Raw genomic sequence first — 20,218 nt, forward strand, 5'->3', positions numbered from 1 at the left:
GTCCTGCGGCCGGGCCGGTCAGACGTCGTCGCGCGCCTGGCGGCGCACCACAGCCATGCGCTGGCCGACGGTGACCAGGGAGGCTGCGGCGAGCAGCCCCAAGGTGACGGCCAGGACGACCGGGGGCAGACCGAGGCCGGTGAGGCCGGCGACCACGAGGGTGGCCACGAGCCGTTCGGCGCGCTCGGCGATGCCCACGTGCGCGTCCCAGCCGAGGGCCTCCGCCTTGGCGCGCACGTAGGAGACGAGCATGCCCAGGGCCAGGCAGGCCCCGGAGAGCGCGCCGACCGCGGGTGCGGCGCCGACGCCGAAGCCCCACAGGCACAGCCCGAGGAACACGGCCGCGTCCTGCACGCGGTCCAGGGTGGAGTCGAGGAACGCGCCCCAGCGGCCGGTGGACCCGGCCTCGCGCGCCATGATCCCGTCCACCAGGTCCGAGAACACGAACGCGGTGATGAAGAGCGTGCCCCAGAACAGGTGCCCCAGGGGGAAGAGCACGAGCGCGCCCAGGCTCACGCCGAGTGTGCCGACGACCGTCACGGTGTCCGGACTGACCCCGGCCCGCAGGAGCGTACGGGCCACCGGGGTGAACAGGCGGGTGGTGACGCCGCGCGCGTGACGGTCCAGCATCAGGCGGGGTCTCCGGCCCCCGGGCGAGGATGCTCGGCCGCGGCACGGGCGTTGGCCGCCCGGCGCGCGGCGTGGTCCCGGGCGGCCCGGTCCCAGACGCCCGCGAGGATCTGCCGGGTCTCCCCCAGGGTCTGCGACATGTTCTTGGTCCGAGCGATGATCGGCAGGAAGTTGCCGTCGCCGGTCCACCGCGGCACCACGTGCTGGTGCAGATGGGCCGCGATCCCGGCGCCGGCCACCGCCCCCTGGTTCATGCCGAGGTTGTAGCCGGACGCGCCGGCGGCCTGGCCGAGGGCGAGCATCGCCGTCTGGGTCAGCTCCGCCATCTCGGCGGCCTCCTCCGTGGTGGTGTCCGTGTACAGGGGCACGTGGCGGTAGGGGCAGACGAGCAGATGACCGGGGTTGTACGGGTACAGGTTCAGCACCACGTAGGCGGTGCGGCCGCGGTGGACGATGAGGGAGTCCTCATCGTCGCGCTGCGGGGCCGCACAGAACGGGCAGGTGTGCTCGTCCTTGACCTGGCCCGTCCCCTTGGACACGTACGCCATGCGGTGGGCGTTCCAGAACCGCTCGAAGGCGTCCGGGGCGCCGGGCAGCTCGAAGCCGTCCGTGGCGGCGGCGTCCGCCGACGCGCGGGCCTGCGCCCGCGCGTCGGATCCGCCGGTGCCGGGGCTGGTCATGGGGTGACCTCGCGCTCGCGCACCGCCTTCACGATGCGTTCGATCGCCTCCTCCACCGGCACGCCGTTGTCCTGGGTGCCGTCGCGGAAGCGGAAGGACACGGCGTTCGCCTCCCTGTCCTCGCCGCCGGCGATCAGCACGAACGGCGCCTTCTCCTTGGCCGCGGTGCGGATCTTCTTCGGGAAGCGGTCCGAGGAGTCGTCCAGGCGCGCCCGGATCCCCTCGGCACGCAGCTTCGCGACGACGTCGTCCAGGTAGTCGTTGAATGCCTCGGCCACCGGGATGGCCACGACCTGCTCCGGGGCAAGCCAGGCCGGGAACGCGCCGGCGTAGTGCTCGGTGAGGACGCCCAGGAAGCGCTCGATGGAGCCGAAGAGGGCGCGGTGGATCATCACGGGGCGCTGACGGGTGCCGTCGGCGGCCTGGTACTCGAGGTCGAAGCGCTCGGGCAGGTTGAAGTCCAGCTGGATGGTGGACATCTGCCACGTGCGGCCGATGGCGTCCCGGGCCTGGACCGAGATCTTCGGGCCGTAGAACGCGGCGCCGCCCGGATCCGGGACGAGCTGCAGACCGGAGGCCTCCGCGACCTCGGCGAGGGTGCGGGTGGCCTCCTCCCAGATCTCGTCGGAGCCGACGAACTTCTCCGGGTCCTTCGTGGAGAGCTCGAGGTAGAAGTCGTTGAGGCCGTAGTCCTTGAGCAGGTCGAGGACGAAGTTGAGCGTGGTGGTCAGCTCCTCCTTCATCTGCTCGCGGGTGCAGTAGATGTGGGCGTCGTCCTGGGTCATGCCGCGCACGCGCGTGAGCCCGTGGACCACGCCGGACTTCTCGTACCGGTACACGGAGCCGAACTCGAACAGCCGCAGCGGCAGCTCACGGTAGGACCGGCCGCGGGAGCGGTAGATCAGGTTGTGCATGGGGCAGTTCATCGGCTTGAGGTAGTAGTTCTGCCCCTGGCGCGTGATCTCGCCGGTCTCGGGATCACGGACCTCGTCGATGTGCATGGGCGGGAACATGCCGTCCGCGTACCAGTCGAGGTGGCCGGACACCTCGTAGAGGTGCTGCTTGGTGATGTGCGGGGTGTAGACGAACTCGTAGCCGGCCTCGGTGTGGCGCCGACGGGAGTAGTCCTCCATCTCCTTGCGGATGATGCCGCCGCGCGGGTGGAACACGGGCAGGCCGGAGCCGAGCTCGTCCGGGAAGGAGAAGAGATCCAGCTCGGCGCCGAGCTTGCGGTGGTCGCGGCGCTCGGCCTCGGCGAGGCGCTCCTGGTAGGCCTTGAGGTCGTCCTTGCTGGCCCAGGCGGTGCCGTAGATGCGCTGCAGCTGCTTGTTCTTCTCGTTGCCGAGCCAGTAGGCGGCGGCGGAGCGGGTGAGCGCGAAGCCGTTGCCGATGAGCTTGGTGGAGGGCAGGTGCGGGCCGCGGCAGAGGTCGCACCACACGGCGTCGCCGGTCTTGCGGTCCACGTTGTCGTAGATGGTGATCTCCCCGGCCCCGACCTCCACGGAGGCGCCCTCGCCGGCGGTGTCCGCGGCATCCTTCTTGCCGAGCAGCTCGAGCTTGTAGGGCTCGTCCGCCATCTCGGCGCGGGCGGTCTCCTCGTCCACGACGCGGCGGCGGAAGGTCTGGCCGGACTTCACGATCTTCTGCATGAGCGAGGAGATCTGCTTGAGGTCCTCGGGGGTGAAGGGCTCGTCGACGTCGAAGTCGAAGTAGAAGCCGTCCGTGATGTACGGGCCGATGCCGAGCTTGGCGCCCGGGCGCAGCTGCTGCACGGCCTGGGCCATCACGTGGGCGGTGGAGTGCCGCAGCACCTCGAGGCCCTCGGGCTCCGTGATGTCCACCGCTTCGACGGACGCGCCGGCAGGGATCTCCCGGGCCAGGTCCCAGAGCAGGCCGTCCACCCGCATGACGGCGGTGGTCGGCTTCTCGCGGAAGAGGTCGAGGCCGGTGGTGCCGTGCGTCACCTCCCGCAGCTCTCCGTCCACGGTCAGCAGGATGTTCTTCGGCTCCGACACGGTGCTCCTTCGAGGTCTGGCTTCGGGATCGGTGGCGTACGGGGGCCACCGTCGGCCGCGTCCCATTCTAGGGGCGCGGCCGGACGGCGGGGCACGGAGGCGGACGGTCTCATCTGTCCGGGGTGGGCAGCAGCTCCCACGTCTCCGGGTGGGGCACCGGGATCGGGGTGTGCTCCGGAGCGGGCCGATCGGGTGCCGTGCGGCCGGGGCGGGCCCCGCCGGCCGGCCCGACGTCGGTGCGCACCTTCACGGGCCAGCCGCCCGTGCCGTGGTGCGGGATGTCCGGCAGGGGCTGCGCTCCGGTGCCCGCCCGGCCGCTGCGGCGCGCGGCGGCGGCTCGGCGGTCCGCCGCGAGCCAGTCCCGCCACTGCTGCCGGGTGGCGTCCAGGTAGTCGGGGTCCGGGAGCGTCTCGGGCCGGTGCAGGTCCCAGGCGCGCACGGCCTGGACGGACACGGCCCGGTCGCCGGTGCGCCGGACGGTGCCCTCGATCAGCAGGAGGCGGGCGGAGAAGAGCATCTCCCCGGAGGCGTGCTGGGCCTCGGTGAAGAAGGAGGCGTCCACGCAGCCGGTGCCGTCGTCCACGGAGAGGAACACCACCCGCTTGCCGCTGCGCATGGGCGGGGTCTGGGTGGCCACGCGCACCCCTGCCACGAGCACCCGGGACTGCGTGCGCAGCCCGAGCAGGTCCTTCGCCCGGGTGACGCCGAGCGCGTCCAGGTACGGGGCGTGGGAGTCCATGAGGTGGGCGGTGACGTCCAGGGCGGTGAGCTCCAGCTCGGTGCGGACCCGGGCGGCCGGGCCCGGGTCCGGGAAGAGCGGGGCGAGGGCGGTGAGCTCGGTGTCCGGCAGGTCCAGGGCCAGCTGGCCCTCCACCTGCCGTGGACGGGCGGACCGCGAGCGCGGGGCGGTGCGGCCGGGGGCGGTGCCGCGGGTGGTGGAGTGCTGGAGTTCGAGGTGGTGGACGAGGTCGGTGCGGGAGGCGCCGCCGGGTGGGAGGAGGCAGTCGAGGGCGCCGAGCTGGGCGAGGCGTTCGAGGTTGCGGGCGGTGGGGCGGGCGCGGTCGCGGACGTCGGCGAGGGAGCGGTAGGGACGGCCGGCGTCGAGGCGGTCGGTCTCGGCTTCGCTGAGTCCGGAGAGGCTGGTGAGGGGCAGGCGGATGCCCCAGCGGCCGGGGGCGCCGTCGTCGATCTCGGGGTGGGCGGGGACCCACTCGACGTGGACGTGGCGGGAGGAGGCGTTGACGTCCACGGGGAGGACGGGGATGCCCATGCGGCGGGCCTCGGCGACCATGAGGCGGGCGGGGTACATGCCGGGGTCGTGTTCGAGGATGGCGGCCATGAAGGCGGCGGGGTGGTGGGTCTTGAGCCAGGCGGAGTGGTAGGTGGGGACGGCGAAGGCGGCGCCGTGGGCCTTGCAGAAGCCGAAGGAGCCGAAGGCGGAGAGGGTGGCCCAGACCTCGTCGATGACTTCGAGGGAGTAGCCGCGGGCGAGGGCGCCGGTGCGGAAGGCCTCTTCGACGAGGTGTTCCTGCGGGCCGCCGAGGAGGCGGCGGTGCTCGTCGGCGCGGGCCAGTCCGCAGCCGGTCATGACGTCCATGGTGCGTAGGACCTGTTCGTGGAAGACGGTGACCCCGTGGGTCTCGGCGAGGACGGGCCGCAGGTCGGGGTGCGGGTAGTGGGCGGGTGCCCAGCCGTGCCGCTGTTCGAGGAAGGGTCGGACCATGTCGGACTGCATGGGGCCGGGGCGGAAGAGGGAGATGTCCACGGTGAGGTCGTTGAACTCGCGGGGGGCGAGTTTGCCGACGAGTTCGCGCTGGCCCGGGGACTCGATCTGGAAGCAGCCGAGGGTGTGGGTGGTGCGGATCATCGCGTAGGTGGCGGGGTCGTCGAGGGGCACCTGTTCGAGGTCGATGCGCTCGCCCGTGGTGCGTTCGACCTCGGCGATCGTGTAGGCGATGGCGGACTGCATGCGCACGCCGAGGATGTCGAGCTTGAGGAAGCCCATGGGGTCCATGTCGTGCTTGTCGAACTGGCTCATGGGCAGGCCCATGCCGGAGGGCTGGACGGGGGTGCGGTGCAGCAGGGTGGCGTCGCCGAGGATGACGCCGCAGGGGTGCATGGAGATGTGGCGGGGCAGGCGGTCGAGGCGTTCGGTGAGGTCGACGAGCAGGTCCAGCTGGCGGTCGCCCTCGGCGCGGCCGGACTCGATGCGGCGGGAGAGGCCGCCGAGTTCGGGCATGCGCTGGAGTGCCTCGCGGAAGTTCGAGGCGGAGAAGCGCCAGAGCTGCTTGGCGATGGCGTCCACCTCGGGTTCGGGCATGCCGAGGGCGAGGCCGGCGTCGCGGACGGCGCCGCGGGCCCGGTAGGCGTTCTGCATGCTCATGAGGGTGGTGCGCTCGGCGCCGAAGCGATCGACGACGGCGCGGTAGATCTCGTGGCGGCGGGCGGACTCCACGTCGATGTCGATGTCCGGGAGGGTGGAGCGGTCGGTGGAGAGGAAGCGCTCCATGATCAGGCCGTTGGCCATGGGGTCGACATGGGAGATGCGCAGGGCGTGGTTGACGAGGGAGGAGGCGCCGGAGCCGCGGGCGGCCACGCGGATGCCCATGCCCTCGATGAGGTCGACGACGGCGGCCACGGTGAGGAAGTAGGAGGAGAAGCCGAGTCGGGTGATGATGCCGAGCTCGTGCTCGGCGCGGTCCTGCAGGTCTCGGGCCGCCTGGCTGGTGCCGGGGAGGCCTCCCCCGGTGTGGAGGTGGGGGTAGCGGGCGAGGAGGCCGGTGCGGGTGCGCTCGCGCAGCACGTGCTCCGGGGGGCCGTCGATGCCGATGACGGCGGCCTCGGGGACGCGGGGCACGCCCCAGCCGAGGTCGGTCTCGGGGTCGAGTGCGCAGGCCTCGGCGAGGCGGCGGGTGGCCTCGAGCAGGGGGGCGGGGCGGTCGTCGGCGGCGAAGGCGACCTCGTGGGCGATGCGGTGCATGGCGGCGGTGGACTTGAGCCAGCCCTGTCCGTTGGGCTGCAGGTCGTGGAGGGCGTCGAGGGAGCTGAGGGCACGGACGGCGTCGAGGACGTCCGCGGTGGCGGCACCGTCCGGGGCCGCGTAGCGCACGGCGTTGGTCAGGACGGCGGGGATGCGGGCCTGGCGGGCGGCGCGGAGGGTCTTCACGGCGTGCCCGGTGTCGAGGCGGCGGCCGGGGGCGGAGAGGTGGGTGACGACGTCGGCGTGGGGGCTGCCTGCGGGCAGGGCCGCCTTCCAGCGGCGCAGGGCGGCGAGGCCGGCCGCGTACCGGCGGCGGGCCAGGTGGCGGCCGACGTCCGAGTCCGGGCCGAGGAGGACGAACAGCTCGGGGGTGGGCGGGTTGTCTCGGTTGGCGGCGGTGGGGACCCGGCCGGCCGCCGCGGCGGCGAGCTCGGCGACGCTGGCCCACGGGCTGCCGCCTGCCGCTCCCCCGGTGGTGCGGGCGTGGGCGGCGGAGACGAGCTCGCACAGGGAGCGGTAGCCGGAGCCATGACAGCCTCCTCGGGCGAGCACGACCACGCGGCCGGCGTTCTCGTCCTCGCTCCACCGGACGGCCAGGTCCACGCCCACGATCGGGGTGATGCCGTGGCGCAGGCAGGCGCCCACGTGCTTGGCCATGCCGTAGAGCCCGTCCCGGTCGGTGCAGGCCAGCAGGTCCATGTCCGCGGCCGCGGCGGCGGCCACGAGGTCCTCGGGCCAGCTGACCCCGTAGTGGGCGCTGAACGCGGAGGCGACGTGCAGGTGGGCGAAGGGTGCGGCGGTGCGTCCGGCCGCGGTGGCCCGGCTCATGCCGACCGCCTCAGGTCCTGGGCGTGCTCGTGGACGCGCACGAGCCGCCACCGGCCGGAGTCCAGGTGGTGGGCGACGTCGAGGGTCTGCAGGGGCGCGGCGCCGGCCCGGGCCAGGCGGACCTGCAGCCGCCACATCTCGTGGTCGACGAGACCGGCGCCGCGGCCCTTCTCCGCGCGGACCTCCTCCGCCCACCAGCGGCGCCGCTCGAACCAGCGCACGGGGCGCTCTGCGAGGACGTAGTCCCGCCCGTTCCAGCGCAGCCCCTGCGGGGTGCCGTCTGCCCCGCACTCCACCGCCACCGACTGTGTGAGGACTCCCATTCTGCTTCTCTCCCTGTGCACTGCTGACCGGACCGACGACGGGGTGCCGTCGGGCGATGGGAGCGCGGCCCGTCCGGCGGACCGGACGCGGGGAAGAAGTGGGAAGGTGGGGCCGCACCCCCGATCGTACTCGAATATGTGTTCGAATGCGATGGAGGCGAACGTAGGGCGGCCGCCGGACACGTTAAGGACGCATGGCCCCCGGGATGGGAGGGACCGAGTCCTGACCGCGGACCTCGACCCGACCCTGGGGCGCACATGCACGAGAAAATCGTCTCTTGGGCCGGAAGAAGTGCGCCGGCACGGTCCTGTGGACAATGCGAGCAGGACCACAATCCGCCTGCGTATACTCCGAACCAACCGGGCCTCGCATGCCACGGGCACCGCGCTGCGGGATCAGCGCGGGAGGCGCGGACACACGACGGACGTCCAGTTGGAGGGGAAATGTCTCTCACCGCACCCGGGCGCGCCCTGCGCCGCCACCGATTCGCCCAGGCCGGCACGCTCAGCGTGGCCTTGGCGCTCGCACTGACCGCCTGTGGCGGGCAGTCCGAGCCCGCCGAGTCGTCGACGACGTCACCCTCGTCCGCCAAGCCCGCCGTCGAGACGTCCGCGCCCGCGAGCACGAGCGAGACCGCGGGCGTCAGCTCATCCCCCACGGCCACGGAGAGCAGGTCCGGCGAATACGTGCCCGCATCTGCCGACGGTCCCGCTCAGAACGTGCCCAAGCCGGAGATGCCCGCCGCCATGAAGGAAGAGACCAAGGAGGGCGCCGAGGCGGCGATTCGCTATTTCTGGGAGGCGACTTATTTCCTGCAGCAGACGGGTGAGCCCCAACCTCTGCAAGAGGTATCAGGCAAGACTTGCAAATTTTGCGAGCAGTACAAGCAGTCAATGACAGGTCTATATGAGAACGACGGATGGATGTCTGGCGACGGCCCAAGCATCACCTCCATGGCGACCCAGCCATCTACAGACGGATATATAGCAACACTTCTCATCGATCTGAGCCCTGAGACTGCCCGTGACTCCAAGGGAAAAATTCTTCCCGGCGGAGAGGTTTCAGCCTCACCTGAAAGTCCGTGGATTGCAGAACTTTCCTACTCAAGTGACCTTGGACATTGGGTCGTAGACAGCATGACGCTCGAGTCTCCAGCCGGATGACCAGCATGAAACCTAGGCTTTTCCTGTGCGGTTTCGCTCTTACCTCCCTGCTCCTTACTGCACAGCCCGCCGCCTCCGAAGAACCCGTAGTCAAATGTGGCACCCAGGGAAATTCCTATGGAATAGGCGACAACGCCGTGAAGTCTGAAGTAAATTGCACCGATCCGTCGGAGATTTCTTCACCTGGAACAGACGGTGCAAACTCGTCGGCTCCCGTGGCATCCCACCTAGAGCACAAGACGGTCAGTGCGTGCATCCCAGGGCAGCTCGGCAACTCGGATTTCGAGAGCTGCCGAGAGCAGGAGGACAACTTCTGCCCCGAGGGTTCATGGATCCGGGCGCAGACCATAGACACCCGTCAACCTGATGCGAATCCCGTCTATGGCGCCCCCAAATGTTGGACGGCCAAGGCCTCCAGCAACGGCGCCCCGCCCGTCTCCATCGACGAGGTCCGCACGCTCCTCGTGCTGGAGCCTGAGATCCGGTCGGACAATGGCGGACGCGGGATCCGCAATGCGGAGACGAACTTCTACGCAGACGCCGAGACGCGCACGCTCGTCACCACCCTCAACGGGGTCGAGGTCGAACTCCGCGCCACGCCGGTGAGCTTCCACTGGGATTACGGGGACGGGTCCCCCACCAAGACCACCTCGGTCGCAGGCCAGAGCCAGCCGGAGTTCAACGTCCCCACCCCCACGAGCCACGTGTACGAGGACACCGGGCAGTACACGGTCCGCCTCACCACCGTGTACATCGGCGAATACCGGGAGGCCGGGGGCGAGTGGGTGCTCATCCCGGGCACCATCAGCCTCGACTCGGCCCCTGTCACCGCGAATATCTGGCGCACCATCACCCGCAATGTCGCCGATGACTGCAGCGTCGACTCCTCAGCCTGGGGCTGCACCGGCCCCATCGAATCCGCTCCGGCCGGCTGAGCACAGACCGCGGGGCGGCCGACGGTCTCCCGTCCACCGCCCCGCGGCCCCCTCGTCGGCCGGGTGTGTCAGACCCGGCGCACCCGCCCCCGGGCCATGAGCACGAGTCCCGCGCCGAGGGCCGCGAGCGCTCCGAGCGCGCCCGCCGGAACCTCACGCCCGGTCTCGACCGTGTCCGGGGTCGTGTGGGTCTCCTCCCCGCCCGTTCCCTCCCCCGGTTCCTCCCCGGCCACGGGAGCCGGAGTGTCGACGGGCTCCTGCTCGGCGGGCGGCACCGGGTCCGCCTCGCCGGGAGACGGGGCGTCCTCCCCCGCCGGCACGTTCAGGGCCCAAGGCTTCTGCCCGTCCGCGAGCAACTCGACGAGTGCGAAGACGGCGGACCGCTCCGCGTCCTGGGTGATGATGACGTCCTCACCCTCGGTCACCCCGTCCAGCGACCAGTCGAGGACGAGGCGGTCGTCGGTCGGGTATGTCGCGTCGGCGAGGTAGTGAAACCCGGTGAAGGAGTCCACCGTGGTGTCGCGCCAGAGGGCACCCCAGCGCGGACCCCACGAGAGTTCCGCAACCGCCGCGTCGTCGCCCAGGCCTTCGGACCGGAACGGCAGCAGCACGCCCGGCTCGGCGTGCTCCAGCGTGAGGAACCGCTCGGGGTAGTCCCCGAACACGGGGTCGGCCAGGCTGTGCTCGCCCCACGCGTAGACGAGCCCGGCAGAGGGGCCTATGTTGCCCTCCGGAGTGCCGGCAGCCTCATCGTAGAGAGCGGCGGCCACCGGGGTGCCGTCCACGGACAGGGTGAACAGGAGATGACCGTCTCCGGCCTCACCGTGGCACCCCGCCGAAAGATGCGGCGCTCGCGCCGGCCCGGTGACACCCACGCTACGCAGAGCCCATTCTCAGGGGGAGTTCAGGACGGTCTCGGATCCGTCTCGATCCGATCACGATGCCGCGGCGTCGCATTTCCGCGCCTCACGGGCAGGTCATCCCCGTCGCCCCGTCCCTCAGAGCAGCGTTCCCTGCTGCTCTCTCATCTCCTGGGTCAGCTCCGGCCCGTTGTTCCGGACATTCCCCACAGCGCCCCCCACGGGCCGCAGCGACCAGCCCGCCGCGACGTCGTACGCGCCGGCGCACACCTCGCCCACGAGGGCGTCGGCTTCTTCGGCGGACCCGAGCGTGTCCGGGGCGAGCCACCGGTCCATCGTCTCGGCGTCCATGGGCACGGGCAGCCGGTCGTGCAGCTGGCCGAGTGCGGCGAGCACCGGATCGTCGTCGTCCGCGTCGGGCCCGGCCATGGTGAGGATCGTCGTCGAGAGGACCCAGGCGTCCTCCCCCGCCGCCTTGGCCTCGGGGTCCTGCCACCACTCGTACAGGCCGGCGAACCAGATGACCGGCCCCTCGCCGTCCCCGGCCCCGGCCGGGTGCACGTAGTAGGGCTGCTTCTTCGCGGCCCGCCCGTCGGGACCCTTGGCGCCAGGCTCCGGCGTCTTCCACTCGTAGTAGCCCTCCACCGGCACGGCGCAGCGGCGGGCGCGGACGGCGGCCCGGAACGTCGGCTTGCAGGCCACGGTCTCCGAGCGCGCGTTGAACGCACGGGACCCCACGGACAGCTCCTTCGCCCACGGCGGCACCAGGCCCCAGCGGGCCACGTGGATCCGCCGGGTCACCCCGGCACCGCCGTCGCCCCCACGGGTGCCTCCGGCACCGCCGTCGTCCGCGTGCGCCACGAGGATCGGCACCTCGGCTGTCGGCGCCACGTTCCAGCTCTGGCGCAGCACCAGCTCCTCATTCGTCTCGGCATCGCCCAGGGCCACCAGGTCGCTCGTGGCGCGGGCCATCACGTAGCGGCCGCACACGTCAGCGGTCCCTCCCGTCCCGGCCACGCTCGACATACATCCACGCGATGCCGAGGGCGAAGCCCATCATCGCGCAGCCGAGCACAGTGCCCCAGGGCCTCTCGGTGCCCAGTCCGAACACCACCCCCAGGCCGACGCCGATCAGCAGCCCCACCAGTGGGATGCGCCACTGAGCGAGCGCCCCGGTGCCGTTCCGGGCACCGGCCGGAGCCCCGGCTGGAGCCTCCGGAGCTTCGTACGCCTCGTCCTCGTCTCTGCCATGTCCTGCCACGGTTCGCCCCTCCGTTCACATCGGTGCTGCGGGTCAGGTTGCAGTCTCCCCCGGCCGCCGCGGCGACACCACACACCAGGCCCCCCGGCTGCTCACCGATGCGTCGCACAGACACCTGTGATGGGATGGGCAGAACGAGCCCGCACGTCGCGCCGCCCCACGCATGCGCGGCATCGGGCAGATCCCCACCACCAGGAGGAACAACGTGTCCCAGAAGGTCCGCGGCGTCGTCGCCATGGCGAAGGACGCCCCCGTCACCATCGAGACCATCGTCATCCCCGATCCGGGACCCGGCGAGGCCGTCGTCGACATCAAGACCTGCGGCGTCTGCCACACGGATCTGCACTACCAGCAGGGCGGGATCGGCGACGAGTACCCGTACCTGCTCGGCCACGAGGCCACGGGTGTGGTCTCCGCGATCGGCGAGGGCGTCGACCACGTCAAGGTCGGCGACACCGTGATCCTCAACTGGCGCGCCGTGTGCGGCGAGTGCCGCGCGTGCCGGAAGGGCGAACCGAAGTACTGCTTCAACACCCACAACGCGACCCAGAAGATGACCCTGGAGGACGGCACGGAGCTGTCCCCGGCCCTGGGCATCGGGGCGTTCGCGGACAAGACGCTCGTCCACGCCAAGCAGTGCACCCAGGTCGACGGCGTCGACACGCCCGAGGAACAGGCCGCGGTCGGCCTGCTCGGCTGCGGGATCATGGCCGGCATCGGCGCGGCCATCAACACCGGCGAGGTCAAGCGCGGCGAGTCCGTGGCCGTGATCGGCTGCGGCGGCGTCGGCGTGGCCTCGATCGCCGGGGCGAAGCTCGCCGGCGCCACCACGATCACCGCGGTGGACATCGACGCCAAGAAGCTCGCCAAGGCTGAGGAGCTCGGCGCCACCCACACCGTGAACTCGAAGGACGAGGACCCCGTGGAGGCCATCCGCGCGGCGACCGGCGGCTTCGGCGCCGACGTGGTCATCGATGCGGTCGGCCGCCCGGAGACCTACGAGCAGGCGTTCTACGCCCGGGACCTGGCCGGCCGCGTCGTCCTGGTGGGCGTGCCCACCCCCGGCATGGAGCTGAAGCTGCCCCTGCCGGAGGTGTTCGGCCGCGGCGGCGCGCTGAAGTCCTCGTGGTACGGCGACTGCCTGCCGGAGCGCGACTTCCCCATGCTCGTGGACCAGTACCGCCTGGGCCGCCTGCCGCTGGACGAGTTCGTCACGGAGACCATCGCCCTGGACGAGGTGAACGAGGCCTTCGAGACGATGAAGTCCGGCGACGTCCTGCGCTCGGTGGTGGTGCTCTGATGGCGCGCATCGATCACCTGGTCACCTCCGGCACGTTCTCCCTGGACGGGGAGACGTTCGACGTGGACAACAACGTGTGGATCGTCGGCGGCGCGGAGCAGTGCGTCGTCATCGACCCGGCCCATGACGCCTCGGCCGTCTGGAAGAAGGTGAACGGCCGCCAGGTGCTGGCCATCGTCCTCACCCACGGCCACGACGACCACATCCGCCAGGTCCAGGAGTTCCGCCAGATGGTGGACGCCCCCGTGCTGCTCCACCCAGCAGACCGCATGCTCTGGGACGACGTCTTCCCCGACGAGGAGCCCGACGGCGCGCTCGCCGAGGGCGACGTCCTGCGCGTGGCCGGCGTCGAGCTGCGGGTGCTGCACACCCCCGGCCACTCCCCCGGCTCGGTCTGCCTGTACGCCCCCGCGCTGGGCGAGGCCGGCGACGACGGCGCCCCGACCGGCGTCGTGTTCTCCGGCGACACCCTGTTCCAGGGCGGGCCCGGCGCCACCGGCCGCTCGTACTCGGACTTCGACACGATCATCGAGTCCATCCGCGAGCGCCTGTTCCCGCTGCCGGAGGCCACCGTGGTCCACACCGGCCACGGCGACTCCACCACAATCGGCACGGAGAAGCCGCACCTGCAGGAGTGGATCGACCGCGGCCACTGAGGACGCGCCGAGGTGGGGAAGAATGGTCCCCCGTGACCATCCTCCCCGCCTCGCCCCCTCCCTCCGTGATCCTGCTCGGCGGCGCGTCGGGCTCCGGCAAGTCCTACCTGGCCCGGCGGCACGGCCGGCCCCACCTCTCGCTCGATGCGTTCTACCGTCCGCAGTCCGACGACGGCGCCGCGGGCGGGCCCGGCCCCGTGTTCCCGCGCACCCCCTACGGTGAGATCGACTGGGACCACCCCGGAACGTGGGATGAGCAGGCGGCCGTGGACGCCGTCGTCGAACTGCTCGAGGAGGGCGCCACGCGCGTGCCCGACTACGACATCTCCACGTCCTCCGTCCGCGGGCACAGCACCGTCGCGCTCGAGCCGGGCGGGGTGATCGTGGCGGAGGGCATCTTCGCCGAGCGCATGCCCGCCGCCCTGGACCGGGCCAGGGTCCGCTACGCGGCCTGGTACATCGACCAGGCGCGGACCACGACGGCGGCCCGCCGGTTCGTGCGCGATGTCGCCGAGCGTCGCAAGCCCGTGCCGTTCCTCGTGCAGCGGGGCTGGTCCCTGTACCGGACGGACGCGGCGCGCCGGGCGGCGGCCGTGGCGGCCGGCTTCACCCCGCGACGCAAGCGGGAGATCATCGCGGATCTCACGGCCTGACGGGCCGCCCGCAGCCGGGCCGCCCGTGCCCTCAGCCGGCGGTGCCCGCGCCGAGGACGGCGAGCTGCTCGTCCACGACCTCGAGCCCGGCGGCGGCGGCCCACGCCGTGTACTCCTCCCGCAGGGCCACGGCGAACGCGGGGACGCTCACCCCGGGACGCACGTCCTCGGCCGCGCCCGCCGTGCGGGGGTCCATGTCCAGGCCGAGCTCCCGGTAGACGTCGACGAGCACGGCCCGCAGCGGGGCGGGGTCGGACACCACCACGTGGGTGGAGAACAGGAACGCCCCCTTCACCACGCGCTGCGCGGAGCCGGCCAGCTTCACCGGGTAGGTCGGCGCAGGACCCTGCACGGAGAACTCACCCGGGCAGTACTCCCCCGGGATCTCGCCCACGGAGGCGGGCACGTCCATGCGCGCGAACGCCCGCACGAACAGGTCGGCGAACTCGGCGAACCGGGCCTGCTGGGTGAGTGCCGCGTCCTCCTGCTGGCTCAGGTGGTCCACCACCAGGCAGCCGTGATGGTAGGCCGCCGCCCGCCCGCCGGCCCGGCGCACCACCGGCGCGAAGCCGTGGGCCCGGGCCGCCGCAGCCGCGGCCGCGAAACCGGGCAGCCGCGCGTCGCGCTGGCCGAACGCGACCGTCGGTTCGGGCACGTAGACGCGGATCAGATCGTCGAGGGCCCTTCCCTCGGCCGCGGCGGCGCGGAAGACGGCCAGCTCGCCCATGGCCCAGTCGAGGTCTTCAGCGGCCCCGAGGGTCCGCTCCTGCACGGCCCAGCGCAGCCGGGGAGCTGGGCTCACAGGCCGCCCTCGACCGGCCAGGAGCGCAGGGTGAGGGTCTGCTCGACGTGGGCGAAGGGGCCGTCGTCGTCGTGGAGGACGGTGCTGGTCAGGCCCACGCCGTCCGGGCCCACCGTGACCTGCCCCGCGAGGCCGAGCCAGTGGCCGGTGGGCTCGCGGTACAGGTGGATCTGCAGGTCCACGTTGGGGAAGAACCACCCGCCCGGCTTCGCCGGCAGGGCGGGGGCGATCCCGTTGGCCGCATCGGTGAGGCTGATCAGGCGCACCAGGTCGCTCGTGCTCTCCCCCGCCACCATCTCGCGGTCCGTGGTGAGCCACACCCGGCCGTGGCCCGGCCCGTGGCCGGGCAGGACGACGCCGTCGAGGGAGGCGATGTACCCGCCTCCCCATCCGTGGAGCGCGTTGTGCGACTGCGCCTGCGAGCGCGGCGGGAGGGGCTCGTCCGGCAGCTGGGCGACGGCGGAGGTGTCCGAGGTGGACAGCAGCCAGGCCCGCAGGGTCAGCACGGTGCGGCCCCGGGCGTGGAGCACGGACTCGACGAGCTCGATGGTGCGGCCCGGACGCAGGGTGCGCGTGACCACCTCGAGCTCGCCCGACCAGAGCGTGCCCAGGATGTCGTAGGAGAGCCGTCCCACCCGCAGCCCGGGGGTGGTCTCGTGCGCAGCCACCTCGTGCAGCAGCAGGCCCGAGACGGCGGCCATGTGCATCTCCTCCTGCCGCCATGCGCCCTGGGCGTGCACGGTGGAGCGCACGCGGGAGGTGCGGACGCCGTCGGCGTCCACGGTGGGCTCACCGAGGCGGACGTAGAAGGCCAGGGGATCGTCGGCGACGGAGGTCGCGGGGGTGGAGGTGATGTCGGTCATGGGCCGAAGTCTGCCAGAACGACGACGGCCGGTGACGTCCCCGCGGGGATGTCACCGGCCGTCTTCGTGCGGACCGAGCCGGGGTTCAGCGGCGCATGACCTTGCGGGCGATGCCGTTGCCGATCAGCTGCAGCGCCTGGACGAACACGATCACCACGATCACGGCCAGCCAGGTGACCTCCGGACGGAACCGGTTGTAGCCCTCCACGATGGCGAAGTTGCCGACGCCACCGCCGCCGATGATGCCCGCCATGGCGGACATGTCCACGAGCGAGATGATCACGAACGTGAAGCCGAGGATCAGCGGGCCGAGGGCCTCGGGCAGCACCACGGTGCGCACGATCCGCATGCGGGAGGCGCCCATCGCGCGGGCGGCCTCGATCACGCCGGGGTCGAGGGAGACGAGGTTCTGCTCCACGATGCGGGCGATGCCGAACGTGGACGCCCAGATCATGCAGAACACCACGGCGGTGTTGCCGATGCCGGTGCCGAGCGTCGCGATGGTCAGCGGCTGCAGGGCGGCGATGAGGATGACGAACGGGATGGGCCGGATGAGGTTCACGATGAAGTTCGTGACCAGGTAGACGGCGCGGTTGGCGAAGATGCCGCCCGGGCGCGTGGTGTAGAGGACGAGCCCGACCAGCAGGCCGAGGACGCCGCCGATGACGAACGCCCAGCCGACCATGTAGAGGGTGTCCCCCACGGCGGTCAGGAGCTCGGGGCCGTAGTACCCCCAGTCGAGGTTCTGGAAACGGTCGATCACTGCTGCACCTCCTGCACGTCCCCGGCGCCGGCCAGGTCCGCGACGAACGCGTCCACCGCGGCGGGCTCACCCGTGAGCGCCACGGTGAGCAGGCCGTACGCGGAGTCCTTGGTGGCGGACATGCCGCCGTGGGCGATCTCGAAGCTGACGCCGCGCGTCGACGCGGTGCCGAGCACGGCCGACACCGCGGCGGCGTCCTTGAGCGAGACCATGATCAGCCGGCCCTCGGTGCGCGCCCGGATGCGGGCCACCTCCTCGGCATTCGGCCGATCCTTGAGCGCCGTGGCCACGAAGGACGCGGCGTCGGCGGAGTGGGCGGGCCGGGAGAAGAGGTCGTAGACCTTGCCGGACTCCACCACGCGGCCGGTGTCCATCACGGCGACGCGGTCGGCGATCGAGCGGATGACCTCCATCTCGTGGGTGATGGCCACGATCGTGACCCCGAGCTCCTCGTTGACGCGGCGCAGCACGGAGAGCACCTCGTGCGTCGTCGAGGGATCCAGGGCGCTGGTGGCCTCGTCCGCGAGCAGGATCTCCGGCTCGGCGGCCAGGGCGCGGGCGATGCCGACGCGCTGCTTCTGGCCGCCCGAGAGCTGCTCCGGGTAGTGCTTGGCCTTGTCCGCCAGGCCGACGAACTCGAGCAGCTCCGCCACGCGAGCGCGGCGCTTGGAGCGTGGCCAGCCGGCCGTGTCCAGGGCGAACTCGATGTTCCCGGCCACCGTGCGGGAGGTCAGCAGGTTGAACTGCTGGAACACCATGCCGATGCGGGTGCGCAGCGGACGCAGCTTCGCCTCGGACAGGTGGGAGACCTGCTGGCCCAGCACCGTGACGGTGCCCGACGTCGGCTTCTCCAGCCCGTTGATCATGCGGATCAGGGTGGACTTGCCGGCGCCGGAGAAGCCGATCACGCCGAAGACCTCGCCGCGTCGCACGGAGAGCGAGACGTCGTCCACGGCCGTGACGCCGCGGCCCTTCTTGGCGGCGTAGACGCGGCTGACGTGGTCGAAGACGATGACCGGCTCCCCCGGGGCGCCCTCAGAGTGGCGCCCCGGGGTGACCGCGTCACGGTCGGACGTATGGGAACCTGCCATGGATCAGGCGTCCTGCTTCGCGATCGCGTCCTGGTACTGCTTCAGGGTCTCGTCGATCTGGGCGGCGTCGAGCTGCACCGGCACGCTCGTGTCGGAGGAGAGCTTCGCGGACTCGTCCAGCACGGCCTGCTCGTGGTACAGGGCCGCGACCTTCTTGTAGGTCTCGTTCTCGCGGTCCGCGCGGCGCACGGCGAAGCCGTTGACGAACGGCTTGGCGGAGTCGGCCTGGGGGTCGTCCTTGAACAGGGCGGTGTTCGTGTCGATGCCGGCGTCGGCCGAGAACGTGTTGTTGATGACCGCGCCCTGCACGGACTCGAGCGCGTTCACGGTCTGCTGCGCGGCCACGGGCTGCACCGTCACGGTGGAGGCGGCCTCGTCGATGTCGCGGACCTCCGGGCGGATGGTCTCGTTGGACAGCTTCAACAGGCCGGCGGCGACGAGCACGTTGATGGCGCGGGCCTGGTTCACGGTGTCGTTCGGGATGGCGACGGTGTCGCCCTTCTTGAACTCGGAGACGTCTTTGTACTTCTTGGAGTACAGGGGCAGCGGGATGATCTCGGTGGTCCCGATCAGCGTCAGGTCCTTGCCGGAGGCCTGGTTGTAGTCGGCCAGGTAGGCGATGTGCTGGAACCAGTTCATGTCGATGTCGCCGTTGTCCAGCGCCGGGTTCGGCTGCGTGTACTCGGTGAAGTTGCGGATCTCGACGTCGATGCCGTGCTTCTCCTTGGCGAGCTTCACCAGGGCGCGGTGCGTCTCGTTCTCGGACACGACGCCGATGCGCACGGTCTGGGCGCCGTCGTCGCCCTTCTTCTCGGCCTGCGAGTTGCAGGCGGTCAGGGCGAACGCGCCGACGGCGGCCAAGGACAGGCCGGCGAAGGAGCGGCGGGAGATGTTCGAGGGGGTCGTCATGGGGTTCTCCTTGGAGGACGGTGCGACGTCGCCGGCGCGGGTGGGCACGGCGGGTGCGGAACGGTGCGGGGTGGGCCGTGCGGTGGGTGATTCCCCGCGGGGCACAGCACGGCGGGCGGGGGGCGAGAGACGCCCCGAGCCGGAGGCCGGGATCCTTTCGAACGCTGCTCTTGCCCGTCCCCCAGTCACCGCGGGCTCCCCTCGAGGGGTCTGCACGCAGCGGAGGCGGGCCGCTTCTCGGTCCGTTGCCACCCGTGAACATGGGGTTGGCGAGCGGCTCGTCGTGGGACCACGTGGACCCGCCGAGGCGGGGTCCACAGCCGCTTCTCCTGAAGCTGGGCCCAAGCCTATCGCAGCGTGTGCGCTCCATCGGGCAGGGCGGTGACGCGCAGCGTCATACTGCGGGGCCCGGGGCCGACGTGTGATGCCCCCGCGAGACGACGACGGCCGGGCGCCTCCGCGGGGAGGCGACCGGCCGTCGTCGGGACGGGGCTCAGGCGGACGGGATCAGAAGTCCCAGTCCTCGTCCTCGGTGTTCTCGGCCTTGCCGATCACGTAGGAGGAGCCGGAGCCGGAGAAGAAGTCGTGGTTCTCGTCCGAGTTCGGGGAGAGCGCGGAGAGGATGGCGGGGTTCACGTTCGTGGTCTCGGCCGGGAACATGGGCTCGTAGCCCAGGTTCATCAGCGCCTTGTTCGCGTTGTAGTGCAGGAACTTCTTCACGTCCTCGGCCAGACCGACGGCGTCGTAGAGGTCATGGGTGTACTCGACCTCGTTCTCGTACAGCTCGAACAGCAGCTCGAAGGTGAACGCCTTGAGCTCCTCCCGCTTCTCCTCCGGCAGGGTCTCGATGCTCCGCTGGTACTTGTAGCCGATGTAGTACCCGTGCACCGCCTCGTCGCGGATGATCAGGCGGATCAGGTCGGCGGTGTTGGTGAGGCGGGCGTGCCCGGAGAGGTACATGGGCCAGTAGAAGCCCGAGTAGAAGAGGAAGGACTCGAGCAGGGTGGAGGCGATCTTCTTCTTGTACGGGTCCTGGCCGTCATAGCGCTCCACGATCAGGCGGGCCTTGGCCTGCAGGTTCCGGTTCTCACGGGACCAGCGGAACGCCTCGTCGATCTCCGGGGTGGAGGCCAGCGTGGAGAAGATCGAGGAGTACGACTTCGCGTGCACCGACTCCATGAACGCGATGTTCGTGAGGACGGCCTCCTCGTGCGGGGTCATGGCGTCCGGGATGAGGGAGACGGCGCCCACGGTGCCCTGGATCGTGTCCAGCAGGGTCAGGCCCGTGAACACGCGCATGGAGAGCAGCCGCTCCTCATCCGTGAGGTGGGACCAGGACTGGACGTCGTTGGACAGCGGCACCTTCTCCGGCAGCCAGAAGTTGTTGACGAGGCGGTTCCACACCTCCACGTCCTTCTCGTCCTGAATGCGGTTCCAGTTGATCGCCTCGACGAGGTGGGACTGCTGGGTCTCGGTCACGGCAGGGCACATCCTTCAGAAGAATT

Annotated in this window: 19 protein-coding genes; 5 read left to right on the forward strand and 14 right to left on the reverse strand. The window is 71.2% G+C overall.

Going from position 1 to position 20,218, the window contains the following annotated elements; all coding sequences use genetic code 11:
- Nucleotides 1-18 precede the first annotated feature (18 nt).
- From pgsA to HDA34_RS01755, 5 genes are all read right to left on the reverse strand, one after another.
- Nucleotides 19-630, reverse strand: a complete 612-nt coding sequence (gene pgsA, locus HDA34_RS01735) for a phosphatidylinositol phosphate synthase (RefSeq protein ID WP_044659663.1) — start codon at nucleotides 628-630, stop codon at nucleotides 19-21.
- Nucleotides 630-1,310: an HIT family protein gene (locus tag HDA34_RS01740; RefSeq protein ID WP_044659662.1), complete on the reverse strand. Its 681-nt coding sequence runs from the start codon at nucleotides 1,308-1,310 to the stop codon at nucleotides 630-632. The genes pgsA and HDA34_RS01740 overlap by 1 nt, the downstream gene beginning before the upstream one ends.
- A complete protein-coding gene (thrS, locus tag HDA34_RS01745) occupies nucleotides 1,307-3,325 on the reverse strand; it encodes a threonine--tRNA ligase (RefSeq protein ID WP_044659661.1) in 2,019 nt (672 codons plus the stop codon). Before thrS ends, HDA34_RS01740 begins: the two co-directional genes overlap by 4 nt.
- 109 nt (nucleotides 3,326-3,434) lie before the next feature.
- Nucleotides 3,435-7,133, reverse strand: coding sequence for a DNA polymerase III subunit alpha (locus HDA34_RS01750; RefSeq protein WP_044659660.1), 3,699 nt, complete (start codon nucleotides 7,131-7,133; stop codon nucleotides 3,435-3,437).
- Nucleotides 7,130-7,456: a DUF6504 family protein gene (locus HDA34_RS01755; protein WP_036338972.1), complete on the reverse strand. Its 327-nt coding sequence runs from the start codon at nucleotides 7,454-7,456 to the stop codon at nucleotides 7,130-7,132. The genes HDA34_RS01750 and HDA34_RS01755 overlap by 4 nt, the downstream gene beginning before the upstream one ends.
- Nucleotides 7,457-7,900: 444 nt before the next feature.
- On the opposite strand from HDA34_RS01755, the gene HDA34_RS01760 reads away from it, so the two are divergent.
- Nucleotides 7,901-8,620, forward strand: a complete 720-nt coding sequence (locus tag HDA34_RS01760) for a DUF6318 family protein (protein WP_082067620.1) — start codon at nucleotides 7,901-7,903, stop codon at nucleotides 8,618-8,620.
- A gap of 215 nt (nucleotides 8,621-8,835) precedes the next feature.
- Nucleotides 8,836-9,555 (forward strand): PKD domain-containing protein, encoded by a 720-nt coding sequence (locus HDA34_RS11900; RefSeq protein ID WP_230278125.1) that lies wholly within the window; start codon nucleotides 8,836-8,838, stop codon nucleotides 9,553-9,555.
- A 68-nt stretch (nucleotides 9,556-9,623) separates the two neighbouring features.
- Here HDA34_RS11900 and HDA34_RS11905 read toward each other — a convergent pair whose 3' ends face one another.
- The 3 genes from HDA34_RS11905 to HDA34_RS01780 all read right to left on the reverse strand — a co-directional run bounded on the left by HDA34_RS11905 (nucleotide 9,624) and on the right by HDA34_RS01780 (nucleotide 11,676).
- The gene (locus HDA34_RS11905) at nucleotides 9,624-10,340 is read right to left on the reverse strand and encodes a hypothetical protein (RefSeq protein WP_230278124.1); all 717 of its coding nucleotides are present in this window, start codon (nucleotides 10,338-10,340) and stop codon (nucleotides 9,624-9,626) included.
- Nucleotides 10,341-10,553: 213 nt separating this feature from the next.
- On the reverse strand, nucleotides 10,554-11,405 hold the full coding sequence (locus tag HDA34_RS01775; protein ID WP_044659658.1) for an SOS response-associated peptidase: 852 nt from the start codon (nucleotides 11,403-11,405) through the stop codon (nucleotides 10,554-10,556).
- A gap of 1 nt (nucleotide 11,406) precedes the next feature.
- Nucleotides 11,407-11,676: a hypothetical protein gene (locus tag HDA34_RS01780; RefSeq protein WP_044659657.1), complete on the reverse strand. Its 270-nt coding sequence runs from the start codon at nucleotides 11,674-11,676 to the stop codon at nucleotides 11,407-11,409.
- 205 nt (nucleotides 11,677-11,881) lie between these two features.
- Between HDA34_RS01780 and HDA34_RS01785 the strand changes: the two genes are divergently transcribed.
- The 3 genes from HDA34_RS01785 to HDA34_RS01795 are packed head-to-tail and all read left to right on the forward strand — an operon-like array spanning nucleotide 11,882 to nucleotide 14,285.
- Nucleotides 11,882-12,976: an S-(hydroxymethyl)mycothiol dehydrogenase gene (locus HDA34_RS01785; protein ID WP_044659656.1), complete on the forward strand. Its 1,095-nt coding sequence runs from the start codon at nucleotides 11,882-11,884 to the stop codon at nucleotides 12,974-12,976.
- Complete coding sequence (locus tag HDA34_RS01790; protein ID WP_004167600.1) at nucleotides 12,976-13,632, forward strand: MBL fold metallo-hydrolase; 657 nt, start codon at nucleotides 12,976-12,978, stop codon at nucleotides 13,630-13,632. Before HDA34_RS01785 ends, HDA34_RS01790 begins: the two co-directional genes overlap by 1 nt.
- A gap of 32 nt (nucleotides 13,633-13,664) precedes the next feature.
- Entirely contained in the window at nucleotides 13,665-14,285 is a 621-nt protein-coding gene (locus HDA34_RS01795; RefSeq protein ID WP_020628074.1) for a uridine kinase family protein, read from the forward strand.
- A 31-nt stretch (nucleotides 14,286-14,316) separates the two neighbouring features.
- On the opposite strand, the gene HDA34_RS01800 is transcribed toward HDA34_RS01795, so the two are convergent.
- The 6 genes from HDA34_RS01800 to nrdF form a co-directional block, all read right to left on the reverse strand.
- Entirely contained in the window at nucleotides 14,317-15,087 is a 771-nt protein-coding gene (locus HDA34_RS01800; protein ID WP_044659655.1) for a lipoate--protein ligase family protein, read from the reverse strand.
- Entirely contained in the window at nucleotides 15,084-15,950 is an 867-nt protein-coding gene (locus tag HDA34_RS01805; protein ID WP_134377148.1) for a thioesterase family protein, read from the reverse strand. The genes HDA34_RS01800 and HDA34_RS01805 overlap by 4 nt, the downstream gene beginning before the upstream one ends.
- A gap of 85 nt (nucleotides 15,951-16,035) precedes the next feature.
- Entirely contained in the window at nucleotides 16,036-16,713 is a 678-nt protein-coding gene (locus tag HDA34_RS01810; protein WP_134377147.1) for a methionine ABC transporter permease, read from the reverse strand.
- Nucleotides 16,710-17,804 carry a methionine ABC transporter ATP-binding protein gene (locus HDA34_RS01815; protein WP_134377146.1) on the reverse strand — a complete coding sequence of 365 codons (1,095 nt, stop codon included), beginning with the start codon at nucleotides 17,802-17,804 and terminating at the stop codon, nucleotides 16,710-16,712. The genes HDA34_RS01810 and HDA34_RS01815 overlap by 4 nt, the downstream gene beginning before the upstream one ends.
- Nucleotides 17,805-17,807: 3 nt before the next feature.
- Nucleotides 17,808-18,713, reverse strand: a complete 906-nt coding sequence (locus tag HDA34_RS01820) for a MetQ/NlpA family ABC transporter substrate-binding protein (protein ID WP_123244148.1) — start codon at nucleotides 18,711-18,713, stop codon at nucleotides 17,808-17,810.
- Between the two features lie 507 nt (nucleotides 18,714-19,220).
- On the reverse strand, nucleotides 19,221-20,204 hold the full coding sequence (nrdF, locus tag HDA34_RS01825) for a class 1b ribonucleoside-diphosphate reductase subunit beta (RefSeq protein ID WP_152743901.1): 984 nt from the start codon (nucleotides 20,202-20,204) through the stop codon (nucleotides 19,221-19,223).
- Nucleotides 20,205-20,218: the final 14 nt, after the last annotated feature.

It is taken from the genome of Micrococcus luteus, assembly GCF_014138885.1.
Classification (GTDB): Bacteria; Actinomycetota; Actinomycetes; order Actinomycetales; family Micrococcaceae; genus Micrococcus; species Micrococcus luteus.